At 66.7% G+C, this 15,331-nt stretch carries 12 protein-coding genes; 10 read left to right on the top strand and 2 right to left on the bottom strand.

Annotated elements, in window-relative coordinates:
• Window positions 1-155: 155 nt before the first annotated feature.
• The gene (locus tag AC07PF_RS28710; RefSeq protein ID WP_494614169.1) at window positions 156-359 is read left to right on the top strand and encodes a hypothetical protein; all 204 of its coding nucleotides are present in this window, start codon (window positions 156-158) and stop codon (window positions 357-359) included.
• Between the two features lie 127 nt (window positions 360-486).
• Here the strand turns inward: AC07PF_RS28710 and AC07PF_RS28705 are convergent, their stop codons facing one another.
• The gene (locus AC07PF_RS28705) at window positions 487-639 is read right to left on the bottom strand and encodes a hypothetical protein (protein WP_007858225.1); all 153 of its coding nucleotides are present in this window, start codon (window positions 637-639) and stop codon (window positions 487-489) included.
• A 393-nt stretch (window positions 640-1,032) separates the two neighbouring features.
• Between AC07PF_RS28705 and AC07PF_RS28700 the strand changes: the two genes are divergently transcribed.
• The 9 genes from AC07PF_RS28700 (at window position 1,033) to AC07PF_RS28660 (ending at window position 9,499) form a co-directional block, all read left to right on the top strand.
• Window positions 1,033-1,680, top strand: a complete 648-nt coding sequence (locus tag AC07PF_RS28700; RefSeq protein ID WP_007858224.1) for a hypothetical protein — start codon at window positions 1,033-1,035, stop codon at window positions 1,678-1,680.
• 247 nt (window positions 1,681-1,927) lie between these two features.
• Window positions 1,928-2,503: a polyhydroxyalkanoate synthesis repressor PhaR gene (gene phaR, locus AC07PF_RS28695; protein WP_007858222.1), complete on the top strand. Its 576-nt coding sequence runs from the start codon at window positions 1,928-1,930 to the stop codon at window positions 2,501-2,503.
• Window positions 2,504-2,525: 22 nt separating this feature from the next.
• Window positions 2,526-2,984, top strand: coding sequence for a hypothetical protein (locus AC07PF_RS28690; RefSeq protein WP_494614168.1), 459 nt, complete (start codon window positions 2,526-2,528; stop codon window positions 2,982-2,984).
• A gap of 129 nt (window positions 2,985-3,113) precedes the next feature.
• Window positions 3,114-4,505 carry a 30S ribosomal protein S12 methylthiotransferase RimO gene (gene rimO, locus AC07PF_RS28685; protein ID WP_007858220.1) on the top strand — a complete coding sequence of 464 codons (1,392 nt, stop codon included), beginning with the start codon at window positions 3,114-3,116 and terminating at the stop codon, window positions 4,503-4,505.
• A 161-nt stretch (window positions 4,506-4,666) separates the two neighbouring features.
• Window positions 4,667-4,960 carry a hypothetical protein gene (locus AC07PF_RS28680; protein WP_494614167.1) on the top strand — a complete coding sequence of 98 codons (294 nt, stop codon included), beginning with the start codon at window positions 4,667-4,669 and terminating at the stop codon, window positions 4,958-4,960.
• A 32-nt stretch (window positions 4,961-4,992) separates the two neighbouring features.
• Entirely contained in the window at window positions 4,993-5,394 is a 402-nt protein-coding gene (locus AC07PF_RS28675; RefSeq protein ID WP_494614166.1) for a DUF5329 family protein, read from the top strand.
• 446 nt (window positions 5,395-5,840) lie between these two features.
• Window positions 5,841-6,788, top strand: coding sequence for a MerR family transcriptional regulator (locus AC07PF_RS28670; protein WP_494614213.1), 948 nt, complete (start codon window positions 5,841-5,843; stop codon window positions 6,786-6,788).
• A 177-nt stretch (window positions 6,789-6,965) separates the two neighbouring features.
• The gene (locus AC07PF_RS28665; protein ID WP_494614165.1) at window positions 6,966-8,897 is read left to right on the top strand and encodes a YhgE/Pip family protein; all 1,932 of its coding nucleotides are present in this window, start codon (window positions 6,966-6,968) and stop codon (window positions 8,895-8,897) included.
• Between the two features lie 110 nt (window positions 8,898-9,007).
• A complete protein-coding gene (locus tag AC07PF_RS28660) occupies window positions 9,008-9,499 on the top strand; it encodes a hypothetical protein (protein WP_494614164.1) in 492 nt (163 codons plus the stop codon).
• Between the two features lie 35 nt (window positions 9,500-9,534).
• Here AC07PF_RS28660 and AC07PF_RS28655 read toward each other — a convergent pair whose 3' ends face one another.
• The gene (locus AC07PF_RS28655) at window positions 9,535-15,186 is read right to left on the bottom strand and encodes a DUF4347 domain-containing protein (RefSeq protein ID WP_494614163.1); all 5,652 of its coding nucleotides are present in this window, start codon (window positions 15,184-15,186) and stop codon (window positions 9,535-9,537) included.
• Between the last annotated feature and the right edge of the window lie 145 nt (window positions 15,187-15,331).

The raw sequence follows: 15,331 nt of genomic DNA, 5'->3' as shown, positions 1-15,331 counted from the left end.
ATCCCTGTGTGCACAAGGGGCCCGCGCACCGGCTGTCTGGGCAGCACCGGGCGCGCGCGGGTCACGGTGGGGTCACATCACCCGTGGAATATACGACCGATAGGGCCATTGGGGGAGGTCCATACTCTGTGCTTTCCCTCCCGCGAAAGCACCCCATGTCCCTCACCATCCGCGACGCTGCCCCCAATGAAAAGCGGGGCAACGCCATGTCTGCGGCATTGGCCAAGGAACAACTCCAGTATGCGGTGCAGATTGTCAAGGATGTGCTACCCACCCAAGCGGGGGATACCGCACTGATCGGTGCCGTGCTACAGGCCATTGCCTCCAACTACGCTGCGGTGCCGCAGCCCAACCGGTAGGCGGGCAAAAAACCCCCGGCAACCCTGGGGCAACACAGCCCTCGTGGCCAGATTGTTCCCGCGCACGGCAGGTGCGCGCGCATAGCCTTGCGCGCAGCCGGGGGAACTGCGCCCCCCGTACGGCTGCTCAAAAATGGGGCGGCGGGTCCTGCACGGGCGACTCTGCCGGGCCGGGTGGCGGGTCGCCCTGGGGCGGCTCGGGTGCCCAGGCCGGCTGGGGCGGCTGCTCGAGTGGCGGGGTATCGATGGGGGGCATCGGCTGCGGTGCGGGTGCTGGCATGGTGAACTCCTGTAAGGGTGGTGGTCTGTAAACCACCGTACCTCCGTCCCCGGGTTGCGTATGCCAGCCAATGCCTATACCTGGGGCAGATGAAGCCGCCCGTTGGCCTGCCATTGGTGCTGTTGAATGCTCTTATGTGTCTACTTGGTGTGTGTTGCCATGCTCTGTGAGACGAATGGCGGCGGTGGGTGCTGAAAAATGAGGCGCTATCTGCATCTGGATGTGTTCTTGATCACCAGCATGCGGCCCCACCCTGGCGGACAATACACCCATTAAGGTGTGGTGCATGTGCTACGCCGCCACGTCGGGTTTCGCAGATTGTTGCCCGACTCAGTTGGTTACGATGTACGTTAACGGTTACAGGCCCGCAAGGGCTTTCAGGAGAGATCAGACGTGAAACCGAACCCCAAAAACCTCGCGGTTGCGGCGTTTCTCGTGAGCGCCATGGCCGGGGCCCAGGCAGCGGATCCGGCAGTGTTCGATGGCACGACCGGCACGCTGAGCCTGCCCGTGCTGCAGATCGACAACGCCAGGTACTTCAATGTGGTGATCAAGCTGCTGGACGCGGGCGTGCTCAAGGCCGGTGATCCCGCCGTGGTGGGCGAGGACAACCAGTTCCTCAGCAACGGCAACCTGCTGCTCGTGCCCAGGCTGGCCCTGGGCAAGGATATCTTCACCCAGGTCAGCCTGGGCAACCCCTCCTTTTCGCTGGTGAGCTATGGCGGCGTGGTGACGAACCCGCCCTTCACCGGCGTCGGAAGCACCGGCCACCTGCTGGACGTGCGCGTGACGGCCGTTTCCACGGCGCAAAACCCCATCACCCTGGTCAATGTCACGCGGCCGATGAGCCAGCAGGAGTTCTGCAGCGATGCGTCACTGCGCCTGCCCATCACCCAAAGCCAGCAGCAAAGCGCGCTGGCCGGCAACTGGACGGTCAAGGCCTGCACCTTCAACGTCATTGAAGGCACCGGCGCCATCGCCATGACGCTGAGCGTGTCGGGCCTGGCCCTGCCTTACAGCGCCACTTACGTCTACCACTGACCGGCGCATTGCGCGCGCAGCAACACCCAAAGGGGCGGCACACGGCAGTGCGCGCCCCTTTGGCGTTTCTGGGACTTTTGTGGCGCGCTACCCTTCGTCCCGCAGGCAGGCAGCGCTGTCAAATGCGCGACTCTTCCCAATCAGGGTATTCCTTTGCCGGTGGCATGGCCGGGACTGCCTAGAATCTGTTGCACTGCAATAGCCATAGACCAGTCACACATGGGCCCGAGCGCCCGAGGAGTCCGTAGTGCCCGACAAGAAGAGCAGCGCCCCCGCTGGAGCCGCAACCGCAACTGCAGCACCCGCCGCCGGCGGCAAGTCTGCACAGCGCGTGATCAAGAAGTACCCGAATCGCCGCCTGTACGATACCGACACCTCCACCTACATCACGCTGGCCGAAGTGCGCGAGCTGGTGATGGCCCACCACAACGTGGTGGTGCGCGACGCCAAGACGGGTGAAGACCTCACGCGCAGCATCCTCCTGCAGATCATCCTGGAAGAAGAGGCCGGCGGCGCACCCATGTTCACCGAGGCGGTGCTGGCCAACATCATCCGCTTCTACGGCCATGCCATGCAGGGCTTCATGGGCGCCTACCTCGAAAAGAACGTGCAGGCCTTCACGGACGTGCAGGCCCAGCTGGCCGAGCAGAGCCAGAGCGTCACGCCCGAGATGTGGGCCCAGTTCATGAACCTGCAGTCGCCCATGCTCAAGGGCATGATGGGCAACTACGTCGAGCAGTCCCAGTCCATGCTCACGCAGATGCAGGAACAGATGCAAAAACAGACAGAGCAGATGCTGGGGGCCTTCGGCCTCAAGCGCTGACCCGAACGAAGCGGAGGTCGCCATGGGCTTTCTGCAACGCCTTTTCGGGGGCGGGGGCCGCAGGCTCGCACACCCCGTCTTCGGCGACCTGCTGCTCATCCGTGCCAAACACGGTGCCTACTGGGAAGGCGAGACCCAGCTGGCTGGCCGCCCCCTCACCCTGGCGATCGAGGCCCCGGGCGAGTCCGAGCCCGTGCCGGGGCAGGTGGCGTTTTTCGAGCGCTACACCCAGGACCCCGACCTGGCCTTCCACAAAGGGGAGGACCTGCTGGTCGGCGAGTACGAGCAGTGGGTGCGCCGGCAGTTTCCCGCCGACTGGCGGGAGGCCTTCGAGTGGGTGGCCCTGTCGATTCCGGCCGATGGCGACGAGTTCAAGCCCTGGGACCTGTCGTTCGAATGCCTGCAGGACGGCCCGGCCCGGCGCCATTTCACCTGCTGCATCGAGCGCGGGCATGTGGTGCGGGTGGAGGTGAGCGGGTAGCCAGGCCCACCTTGCGGCCAGGCGCACGGTCGCCCTGGCAGCCACTGGGCCCCGCCAAAAGGCATCTGCCAGCCCCTGGAGAGCCCCCTCCATACCCCTTTGCCCCCAGAACTGGGACAATACGGGGATATGAGCGAAGTACTGTCCCCCACGAAAACACCCAAAGTCGGATTTGTCAGCCTGGGCTGCCCCAAGGCTTTGACCGATTCCGAACTGATCCTGACGCAGCTGAGCGCCGAGGGTTACGAAACCTCCAAGACCTTCCAGGGGGCGGATCTCGTCATCGTCAACACCTGCGGCTTCATCGACGATGCCGTCAAGGAAAGCCTGGACACCATTGGTGAGGCGCTGGCCGAGAACGGCCGGGTGATCGTCACCGGTTGCCTGGGCGCGCGCGCCGGCGAGGATGGCGGCAACATGGTGCGCCAGATGCACCCCAGCGTGCTGGCCGTGACCGGCCCGCATGCCACGCAGGAGGTGATGGACGCCGTCCACCTGAACCTGCCCAAGCCGCACGACCCCTTCATCGACCTGGTGCCCGGCAACTTCGGCATTGCGGGCCTGAAGCTCACGCCCAAGCACTACGCCTACCTCAAGATCAGCGAGGGCTGCAACCACCGCTGCACCTTCTGCATCATCCCCTCGATGCGCGGCGACCTGGTGTCGCGGCCCATCGGCGACGTGCTGAGCGAGGCCAAGGCCCTGTTCGAAGGCGGCGTGAAGGAGCTCCTGGTGATCAGCCAGGACACCTCGGCCTACGGCGTGGACGTGAAGTACCGCACCGGCTTCTGGGACGGCAAGCCTGTGAAGACGCGCATGCTCGAACTGGTGCAGACCCTGGGCGAGATCGCCGAGCCCTACGGCGCCTGGGTGCGCCTGCACTACGTGTACCCGTACCCGAGCGTGGACGACGTGCTGCCCCTGATGGCCACGGGCCGCGTGCTGCCTTACCTGGACGTGCCTCTGCAGCACAGCCACCCGGATGTCCTGAAGCGCATGAAGCGCCCCGCCAGCGGCGAGCGCAACCTGGAGCGCATCCAGCGCTGGCGCGAGATCTGCCCCGAGCTGGTCATCCGCAGCACCTTCATCGCCGGCTTCCCCGGTGAGACCGAGGAAGAATTCGCACACCTGCTGGACTTCGTGCGCGAGGCGCAGATCGACCGCGCGGGCTGCTTTGCCTACAGCGACGTGAACGGCGCCGCCGCCAACGAGCTGCCCGGCATGCTGCCCATGGAAGTGCGCGAGGAACGCCGCGCCCGTTTCATGGCCGTTGCCGAAGAAGTCTCCATCGCTCGCCTGCAGCGCCGCGTGGGCGCCACCATGCAGGTGCTGGTCGACTCCGCCCCGGGCCTGGGCCGCAAGGGCGGCGTGGGCCGCACGTATGCCGATGCGCCCGAGATCGACGGCACGGTGCAACTGCTGCCGCCCGAGAAGATCAGCAAGACCATGAAGGTGGGCGAGTTCACGCGCGCCCGCATCGTGGGCGTGCGCGGTCACGACCTGATCGCGCAGCCGATCTGATCGGTCGGCCCGTGTACAGGACCTTGCGCGCATGCCTAGTCCTGGCGGCTGCTTTACTGCTGAGCGGGGCAGGGCATGCCGGCTGCTCCGAAGACTGGACCGGGCGCTCTGCCACCCATGAAGTCACCGTCACCGACGGGGGCTGTGGGTACGACAGGCTGATGATCGGGGTGAACCTCCTTCGGCCCGATGGAAAGCTGCTGCCCGGTGCGGCCCAGCCCGCAGAGCCGGGCATGGTTGCCTTCGATAGCCAGTGCCAGCTGGCGCCGGACGGCGTATCTGGCTTTGCCTGCCGCGCCGATGGCATCACGGTGCTGGCGGGCACCGCCTACCGCCGCGTGCCCGGCAACCAAAAGGTCTGCAGTGACCGCCACTGGCCTGTGTACCGGTGCGTGAGGGGCTGTAGCCAGCCGGGCGCGCCAGGGGTGTTCAGGATCAGCCCCTACGAGTGCTGAGGCGCTGTACCGCCGAGGTATCCTCTTTGACCATGGCGAAACCTATGCTGCGCACTTTCATCGTTCTTTGGTTCTGCCTGGCTGCCGGCCTCTCAGGCGCAGCCCCTGCGGCCGCGCCGGTGCGCGGCGAGATCGATGCGCTGCTGGCTGCGCTGCAGTCCTCGGGCTGCGAGTTCCAGCGCAATGGGTCCTGGCACAACGCCGCGGAGGCCAAGACCCACCTGCTGCGCAAGCTCGAATACATCGAAAAGCGCAGCACACTGCCCAGTGCAGAAAAGTTCATCGAGCTGGCCGCCTCGTCGAGCAGCGCCTCGGGCCGGGCCTACGAGGTCCGTTGCAACGGCGCCGTTCAGCCAAGCGCTCAGTGGTTTGGCAAGCAGCTGCAAAAGATCCGTGCCCCCGGTGGCGCGGACGCCCCATCCGCCACCAGGTGAGTGCACCGGGCCCGCGGGCACGCAGGGGCCGCCAGGGCCTTGCAGCCCCCAGGCCTTGACCCGGCCCGAGCATGGGCATCCTTGACAATGGAACAAAGGATGACGGGCATGTCGATTTCCCACAGGCGCTGGAGCGCCGCGCAGGCCAGCCGGGCGCTGGGCGTCTAGGGCGTGTCATCCATCATTTCACCCCCGCGCTGGCCCCGGCATGCGGATGGATGCGCGAAGCGCGGCGCAGCCCATAGTGGACTATGGGCAAGCCGAGCGACAAAGCAGACGCCGCATGCCGGGGCCAGCCCGAAGGGAAAGCCTGCAGCGCGGCACATTGCGGCGTTGCCCTTCGCTTGTGTAGCCGAGCTACACGGCACTCAGGGCGCCGTGCACTGCCCCGCGCTGCAGACTTTCGCGGGGGCGAAATGATGGATGGCATGCCCTAGGCCAAGGCGCTGCGCATCTACGAAGACCATGGCCTGCTGCGGCCAGAGCGGTCCGAGGCCGGTTACCGCCTTTACGCCGAGACCGACCTGGAGCGGGCGCGCACGGTGGTGCAGCTGCGCACGCTGGGCCTTTCGCTGGCGCAGGTGGCTGCGGCGCTGCAGGGCGATGCCCAGGCCATGCAACTGGCCCTGGCGGCGCGGCTGGCCGAGCTGGAGGATGTGTTCCAGCACACCCGCCGCTGTATCGACCAGGTGAAGGCCTTGCGCGCTGGCATGGCCGCCGGCCGGCCGCTGCCCACCGGCAACTGGGCCGGTGCTCTGCAAATGCCTGTGATGCCGCCGTTGTCGTTTGCGCTGCCCTGGCCCTGGAATGGCGAGTGGTTCGAACTGGCCGAGGTGCGGCGCCTGAACTACATCGTCGGGCCGCTGGGCAGCGGCAAGACGCGGCTGATGCACTGCATTGCAGCGGCGCTGCCCGGCTGCGTCTACCTGGATGAAGACCGGCAGGGGTGCGCGGCGCCAGGCGGCGCACCCGATGGCACCATCGGCGCCGAACTGGCCTGGCTGTGCGAGGAGGGACCCATCGACTCGCCGGCCCTGAGGGTGCTGGTGCAGGCCGTGGCGGGCGAGAAGATGCACGTGCCCCTGGTGGTTGAGATGATCGAAAGCTGCCTCGACCACGCCACGCAGGAGGCGCTGGTGCACTGGCTGCGCCGCCGCGCGCGGCAGGGTGCGCAGGGGGAGGGCGCGCCGGTGTTCATCATGACGAGATCCTCGGCCATCCTGGATCTGGATCTGGTGGGCCCGCACGAGACCATCGTGCTGTGCCCGGCCAACCACACCGTGCCCCAGGTGGTCGCGCCCTATGGTGGTGCAGCCGGGTACGAAGCCCTGGCCAGTTGCCTGGCCACGCCGGCTGCGCGGGCGCGCCAGGCCGCAGGGCCGCTGGCTACATAAATCTTTACACATTTACGCGGTGCCGCCGAGCGCGCAGTGCCTGCGAATCCGCGCGGTTCAAGGCACACTCCGGGTCATAAAAAGGCAAGCTGCCACGAGGCTTGCAGCGCACCGCTGCAAGGACCTGTCCGGCCTTGCCTCGTAAAACACAACACCACCAAAGCCGACCCGCTGCCCATGCGCCTGTTCCGCAACGCACTGCGCGTCTCGCTGCTCGAGGCGCGGCTGTTGCGCAGCTTTCCCAAGCTGCGCTGGTCGCTGCTGGGCGTGGTGGTGATCCCGGCGTTCTACGCCTTCATCTACCTCGAATCGGTGTGGGACCCCGTCAGCCACACCGGCAACCTGCCGGCCGCCATCGTCAACCTGGACCGCGGCGCCATGGCCAACGGCCAGGCGGTGAACCTGGGCATGGAGCTGGCGCAGACGCTCAAGGACAAGCAGCAGTTCGGCTTCTACGAAGAGGGCGACCCCGATGCGGCCCGGCGTGCCGTGCGCCAGGGCAAGAGCCTGTTCGCGCTGGTCATCCCTGCCGATTTCAGCGCCGGGGCCATGGCCGCAGGCTCGCCCGGGGCTGGCAAGCTGGTGGTGTTTGCCTCTGAGGGCAACAACTACGCGGGTGCCGGCTTTGCACGGCGCTTTGCCGAAGAGCTGGGGCACCAGGTCAACGAATCGCTCAACGAAAAGCGTTGGGAGGTGGTGCTGGGCGCCAGTTCCTCGGCGGCTGACAGCCTGCAGCGCCTGCACGAGGGTGTGGCCCGCCTGCGCGAGGGCGCGGCGGCGCTGCACAGCGGCATGGGCAAGGCCGAAGGCGGGTCGGCGCAGTTGGCCAAGGGCGCCACTGAGCTTTCCGGCGGAGTGGCTCAGCTGGGCGATGGCATGAAGCAGCTGGGCGCAGGCGCGCGCACGCTCGATGCGAAGAAGCCCGAGGCGACGGACCTGCAGGCCCTGAAGAGCGGCGCCACGCAACTGGCCGGCGGCCATGAGGAGCTGCGCCGCACCCTGCCACAGCTCGAAGACGGTGCGCAGCGCCTGGCCGATGGGGCCGGGCAGCTGCGCGATGAATCCAAGTCGCTGCTCTTTGGCGGCGACAAGGTCTCCGGCGCTGCCGGGCAACTGGCCGATGGCGCCAGCCAGTTGCAGGGCGGCCTGCAGCAGGCCAGCCAGGGCCAGGCGAAGCTGGCCGAAGGGGCCGGGACCCTGTCCCAGGGCGTGGCCCAGATGGCGGACGGGTTTGGCGCCTACGCGGCCGGCGCATCCACCCTGGCAGCCAAGGTACCGGCCGATGCAAAAGTGGACCAGCTGGTGGAAGGCAGTAAGGCGCTGGCAGGCGCCGCCAGCGAGCTGCGCACCGGCCTGTTGAAGGTGAGGGACGGTTCCTCGCAGCTGGTGCTGGGGCTCGACACGCTCGAAGCCTCGCTGCCCTCGGGCGGCCCCGGGATGGAGGGCACGGCCAGCGGCCTGGCGATCTCGGTCAAGCCGCAGATCGAGATCGATGCGCCGGTCAAGAACAACGGCATGGGCCTGGCGCCCAACTTCATTCCCATCGCGCTGTGGCTGGGCGCGGTGATGACGGCCTTCATCTTCCACCTGCGCCGCCTGCCCGACGAGGCGGCTGGCTACTCGCGCGTGTCGCTGCTGCTGGGCAAGCTCGCGGTGCTGTGGAGCGTCAACCTGGTGCAGGCCGCCTGCGTGCTGCTCATGGTCTGGTTCATGCTGGGCATACAGGCCGTCAACACCCTGGGCCTGGCGCTGTCCATGGCGGTCACCTCGCTGACCTTCATGCTCGTCATCCTGGCGCTGGTGCGTGCCTTTGGCGACGTGGGCAAAGCCATCGCGCTGATCCTCATGGTGCTGCAGCTGTCCTCGGCAGGCGGCGTGCTGCCGGTGGAGCTGACCAGCGCCTTCTACCGCGACATCAGCCCCTGGCTGCCCTTCACCTGGTCCATCAAGGCCGTGCGCGCCAGCGCCTTCGGCGCCTTGGGCGGCGAGTGGGGCATGGCGCTGGCCGTGCTGGGGCTGTTCGCGGCCGGGGCCTTCGTGTTCTCGCTGCTGGTGGGGCAGTGGAAGTTCGTGCCGCCCGAGGAGCACCGGCCGGCGATGGACATTTGAGCCGCGCCAGTGTGCGCTGGCCGGCTCCGGTGGGGCGACGGGAGGGCCGCCAGGCGAGGGAAGCCGGTGGTAGATTCGTCCAGCCCCTGATTCCCTTGCTGCAAGCACCCATGTCCGCCATTCTGTTCCTGCTGGTCCTCCTGTTCTGGGTGGTCGTTGCGTCGGCACTGGCGTTCAAGCTGGTCCAGCGGGTTCCCGTCGCCCTGGGCGCCAGGGTGGTGTTGGGGCTGGTGGTTGCGCCGCTGCTCTTCGTGGCGCCCATGGCCGACGAGATCGCGGGGGCGCGGCAGTTCGAGGCGCTGTGCCGGCCGGAGAGCGCCGTCCAGGTCCACTTCAAGGTGGCCCATCCACGCGACCTGCGCCAGGTCCACAAGGGGCACGGCACGGTCGCCGGTCGGCTGATCCCCATCAGCGTGGAGCAGACGGACTATATGGACCGCAAAACGGGTGCGGTGGCCGCATCCATCAAGGCCTACAGCACCGAAGGAGGCTGGTTCTCGCGCAAGATCCTGCGGGGCTGGGGCCCCTGGTTCGGGCGGGGGGAGTGCAGCTTGAAACCGGGCCAGGTGCGCCAGCTGCTGACCACGGCCGGCACGGTGTGAGGCGGGGCGGCCCGTAGCGCGGCGCCCCCTGTCGCTCACGCGAACTCGATCCCCTTGGCGCTGAGCCCCACCAGGTCGATGCGGGCAGCATTGGCATCCAGGTTGGCAGCCATCACCACCAGATCCGCCGCAGACACGCCGCCGGCCATGATGTCGGTGAGGATCTTCAGCTCCGACTCGGTCCCCGCGCGGCCCGCGATGTTGGTCCACAGAGTCTGCGCGATCTGCGTGCTGGTGCTTGCCCCCACCAGCTGCAGCCCCAGGCCGGCGATGGTCTGGCTGCTGGCCCCGGCATCGAGCAGGCGGATCACCTCGCCCACCACGCCCTTGTTGGCCAGCATGCCGGGGCCGGCCAGGGCTCCGAGCAGCTTGGCCGCCTGGCCGGCATGGCCGTTCAGGTCCAGCGCCAGCTTGGTGTCCGTGAGGGTCACCCGCTCCACGTTCGTCACATCCAGCATGGCCCCATCGGTCAGGCGCTGCAGGGTGTAGCTGCCGTTCGGGTTGTGCTGCACGAAGGTCTGGCCCAGCGTCGCTGGGATGACCACGGTATCGATGCCCGCGCCCCCATCCACGAAGCGGGCCAGGCCCAGGGTTGGGCTGATGGTGTTGTGGCCGGCGTCCCCGGTCACGGTAACGTCGCGGACAGCATCCACCCGGACAGCGCCGGAACTTGCCATGCCCTCCAGCAACTGCGAAGGCGTCTTGCCGGCACTTTGCGCGGGGAAGAACTGGGCGAACAAGGTGGCCACCTCCAGCGCCGTCTTGCCCGTCAGGCTCTGGATGATGGCCCCTTCGCCCTGGGTCAGGTCCCGGCCAATCCACTTCTGGAACAGGTAGGCGCCAGCTTCTTCTGCAGCACTGTGCGCCACCGTGAGGCTCGGGCCGGTCGTAAAGCGCACCTGCTCCACATCGACGAGCCAGTCCGAGACACCGGAGGCGGTGTGCGTGAGCTTGATGCCTGCGCCTTCGAGGGTCACGGTGTAGTCGCTGCGCGTCCCCTCCTGGATCGCCACATCGAAGCCGGTACCGCCATTGAGCTTGTCGCTGCCCGTGCCACCCGAGAGCAGGTCATTGCCGGCACCGCCAAACACGATATCGTCACCCGCATCGCCATAGACCTGGTCATCCCCGGCCTCGCTGCCCATGGTGTCGTTGCCGCCACCGCCGTGGATGGTGTCGTCATCGGGGCCCAGCACGATCCATTGGTTGCCGTTGTCGCCGCTGGCCGCGTTCTGGCCGGCCCCACCGATCAGGCGCACATTGCCCACCACGGCGATGAACTCGATGTTGTCCACCTGTATCACCGTGCCCGAGGGCAGGGCGCGGGCATCCAGGATGACGGCCTGCTTGCCATCGGCCGGGTTGTTGCTGCCGGTAATCACCAGCGGCTGTGAGCCATCGTAGCCAGCGCCGATAGAGGGCTTCAAGATCTGCACCGACAGGGGCTCGTTGGGTGCCAGCGTGGCATAGAACACCTGGCCGGCATTGGTCAGCTCGGGGTTGTTGCCGGTGACGCGCTCGATGCGGAACCCGAGTTCGGCCAGGGCGGCAGAGCCCATGGTCGTGGTGGTCAGGCCCTCGGCCTGCAACCCGACCCCGGCGGGCACACCGACCGAGACGATGGGGGTACCGCTAGGCGAGGTGACCAGGGGGATGTCGGCCAGGGTAGAGGGTGTGCCGGGGGTGTCGGGCCGGGTGGGCAGCACCACTGGGATGGTGATGACGGTGGATCCACCTGGGCCGGGTTGGGTGGTGACAGGCACGCCGTCCACGTTGGTGGGCGTTGGTGTCACGGGATCGGCGGCAGATGCCGTGGTGAAGTTGTAGGTGGTGCCGTCGGTGACGGCCGATGCCAGGTTGCCTGCGGCATCCTTGAGCGCACCGGCATCCCAGTTCACGCAGTAGGCTGTGCCCTCGGCCAGGGCCGTCGCAGGCGTGATGACCAGATGGCCGCTGCCGTTGAGGGTGACGGTGGCTGCGATGTTGCCGGGCGTGCCCACCTTCCTGAGGTAGACCTTGCTGAGGTCGCTGCTTGCATCGAGTGCCTCCAGGAAGGGCAGCACAATGGCGCCGCTGGTCGGTGCCGTGGTGGAATTGTCCGCCGGGCTGGCCGCTGGCCCGTTGGGAGCTGGGGCGGTGGCGTCCAGCACATAGGTCTGCGAGTAGGTCGTGCCATTGTTGCCTGCATCGTCCGTGACGCGCACCATCAGCGTGCTGCTGCTGGTCAGTGTCTGGCCCACCAGCGACCAGGTGTTGGTGCCGGCTGCACTTGCGGGCAGGGCCCAGCTGCCGCCATTGTCGAGCGAGACGTAAACATTCTCTCCCGCCGCCAGGTTGGATGTCAGCGTGCCGCTGACAGTCTGCGCTGCGGTTTTGGTGATGAAGTCGCTGCCGGACGCTCCGGTGTCGGCCGAGAAGGCGGCGCCGGCCACCGTGTTCGTCGGTGCGGCGGTGTCGATGACGATGTCCTTGTTGGCGCCCAGCGAGCCGGCCGTGCCCGGCGTGGCCAGCGTGAGCGATGCGTTCTGGTGCGCTCCACCGGCCTCGATGATGGTGGCGCCGTTCAGGGCCAGCGCAGAGGTGGAGCTGTAGTCCAGGTCGGTGCTGTTCTGGCCGGCGGCGATGAGGTAGCTGAAGGTCAGTGTGCTGCTGCCCGAGCCACCGGTGTAGGTGGCGCTGCCGCCGCCGGCAAGCGCCAACGTGGGAGTGCCACCCGTGGTATCGACATCTACAGCGCCCGAGAAATCAACGGTGATGGTGACGGTCTGGCCGGCGCCGTAGGCGCCGTTGGCGGTGCTGGCACCAACGCCGGTAATGCTGGGCTGGCTACCATCTACATTGATGGCGGCAGTGCTGCCCACGCTGTTGAGGGTCAGCGACGCATTGTTGCCGGCCGTGTCCTTGACGCTGCCGCCATTCAAGGACATCACACCAACGGCGATGCCATTGGCGTCGGCGTCGCCATTTGGCACGGTGTAGCGGAACAACAGCGCGCTGGTACCCGAGCCGGAAATGTAGTCCGCGTAGCGGGCGGTGGCGCCTACCGTCAGGGCGATGCGCGGCACGCCGCCGGTCGTGTCGACCGTGACCGCTTCGTCGAAATTGACCGTGAAATCCAGCGCGTCGCCGGTGTAGTAGGTGCCGTTGGCCGGCACCGCCACCGAATTGACAGTAGGCGTGGTGGTGTCCACGGTAACGGTCAGCGCAGTGGAGGCGGCCGAGACATTGCCGGCGGTGTCGGCGGACACTACCGTGAAGGTATGGCTGCTGTCACCCAGCGCGCCAGTGGTGTAGCTCCAGCCACCGGCACCGGCGACAACAGTGCCCAGCAGCGTAACGCCGTCGTAGAGCGTGACGGTGCTGCCGTTTTCCGCAGTGCCACTCAGCGTTGGCGTGCTGTCTGCCGTAATGCCGTCCGAGTTGGATGCGCCGATGTCGCTGGCTGGCGCCAGCACCGGTGTTGCGGGCGTGGATGGTGCAATGGTGTCGAGCACATAGGCTTTGGTGTGAACGCCGCCCTGGTTGCCGGCGGCATCGACCACCTTCAACTGCAACGTGTCAGTACCGGTCAGCGTGTCACCATTCCAGCTCAGCGTGGTGCCTGATACCTTGCTGGTGATGTCGGTCCAGCTGCCGCCGTTGTCCAGCGATCCGTAGAGGATATCGCCCCCGGCCAGGGCACCGCTCAGTGTCGCGCCGATGGTCTGGGCTGCGGTTTTGGTGACGAAGTCGGTGGCGCTGGCGCCCGTATCCGCCGACAGCGTCAGCCCGCTGAAGGTGGTGGTTGGCGCAGTCGTGTCGTAGACGTAGGCCTTGGACAGCACGGTGCCATCGTTGCCGGCCGTGTCGCTGACCTTGACCTTGAGCGTGTTGCTGGCGATGAGCGTGCGGCCACTCAGCGACCAGGTGTTCTGTCCGACGGTGGCGGTGGCGGCTGACCAGCTGGCGCCGTTGTCGAGCGATACGTAGACGGTTTCGCCAGAAGCCAGGTTGCCCGACAGAGTGCCGCTGACGGTCTGCGACGCCATGTTGGTGATGAAGTCGCTGCTGGATGTGCCGCTGTCGTTGGAGAAGCTGAAGGTTGCAATGGTGGTGGCGGGCGCGGTGGTGTCGAGCGTGTAGTTCTGGAAGCTGAGGGTGCTTTCATTGCCTGCCGCATCCGCGACCTTGAGCATGATGGAGCTGCTGCCGGCCAGCGTCGCACCGTTCCAGCTCAGCGTGGTGCCGGATACCTTGCTGGTGATGTTGGTCCAGTTGCCGCCGCCATCGACCGAGCCGTGGACGACGTCGCCGCCGGTCAGTGCACCGCTCAATGTGGCGGAGATGGTCTGGGCGGCGGTCTTGGTGATGAGGTCGGTGCTGCTCGCGCCGGTGTCGGCCGACAGTGCGATGCCGGTGAAACTGGTGGTGGGCGCCGTAGTGTCCAGCGTGTAGGTATGCGTATAGGGGGTGCTACTGGTGCCCACGCTGTTCGTCACGCGCACCTGGAAGGTATCGCTGCCCGCCAAGACCGTGCTGGTGCTCCAGGCATTGCTCCCGGCTGTGAAGTTGGTGGCGTCGGCCCAGTTGGCGCCATTGTCGTAGGACACCTCCACCCGGTCGCCCACTGCCAGATTGGCGGACAGTGTGCCGCTGATGGTCTGGGCGGCGGTATTGGTGATGAAATCGCTGCCGCTGGAGCCCGTGTCGGCAGACAGCGAAGCGGTGATGACATAGGCTGGCAGCAGCTTGACGTCGGTGATGTTGAAGTTCTGGAACGTGGTGTAGCCGGTCGAGGTGATGGTGACGCTCTTGACGTCGTTGAGCATGAGGCTCGACACCGTAGTGACGGTGCCGGTGTTATTGATGCCCCCCTGGGTGAAGCTGGACGTGGTGCCATCGGCCCAGGTGACGCTGAAGCTGATGGAGCCCGCATCGCTTTGCACGCCGAACGAGCTGATGTCGAAACTGTAGCCCGTGACGTTCTTGACCGTCAGGTTCACGCCGCTGCTGCCATCGGCCGCATAGGGGTACAGGCCATCGTCCGGAGCGCTGTTGTTGTATAGGTACATCTCCGGACCGGTGAACAGAATCGGCTGGCCCGAAACGGTTTTGCTGATGGAGGTGAATGCCGGGAAATCAGTACCGTCACTGCCGTAGACAAAGGGCACCAGCGTCAGGACGCCTTGGTAGGTGGTCAGCGCCAGCGGGTAGGTCTCGATGCCGCCGGTGCTCATCTCCAGAGTCCAGTTGCCGCCCAGAGCCGAGGCCCCTGTCAGGTCGGTGGAGGCGGCCACGTCGGCGCCTGTCAACTGCGACAGCGTCGATACAAATTGCGCTCCCGCCTCGCCCGCACCGAGTTCGCAGGCATATACCAGCAGGTCGCCTTGAGGCGCCATGCCACGGCCGATGGCGGCCAATTGCTCGCTGTGGGCAGCCAGGTTGCTGCCCAGCACGGTGCTGCCCAGCAGCATCGACCCCGCGCTGCCGTGGGCCAGAACGTGGACGGCGGCCACGTCGCCGCTTTCGCCCAGTGCTGCGGCCATTTGCGCGAGGCCGTCCTGCGTGGGATCAATGCGTACGACCTCTACGCCGGGGCTTAGGTCGTCGAGCAGGCTGCCGACGTCTTCGACACGGCTATCCAGAAAGACCACTTCGCGGGTTGCGGACGTGCTGGATGGATTGGCGGTAGGAATGCTGCTGATCATGGATGGCGTTATCGATGATGGGGCCGCTGGCGCCGTAATGCGGTACAGCGGGCAAGTTGCAAGGAATGCAGCAGTCTCGCGTGTGGCTAGGGTGCCGAGGGACTGATGCGTTCAGCAAATGCAAGGGACGGAGGGTAGGCGGTTG

The sequence above is a fragment of the Acidovorax sp. GW821-FHT10A04 genome, assembly GCF_059415825.1.
Note: the sequence above shows the minus strand (reverse complement) of the source record. Positions and strands in the feature narration are given on the sequence as shown.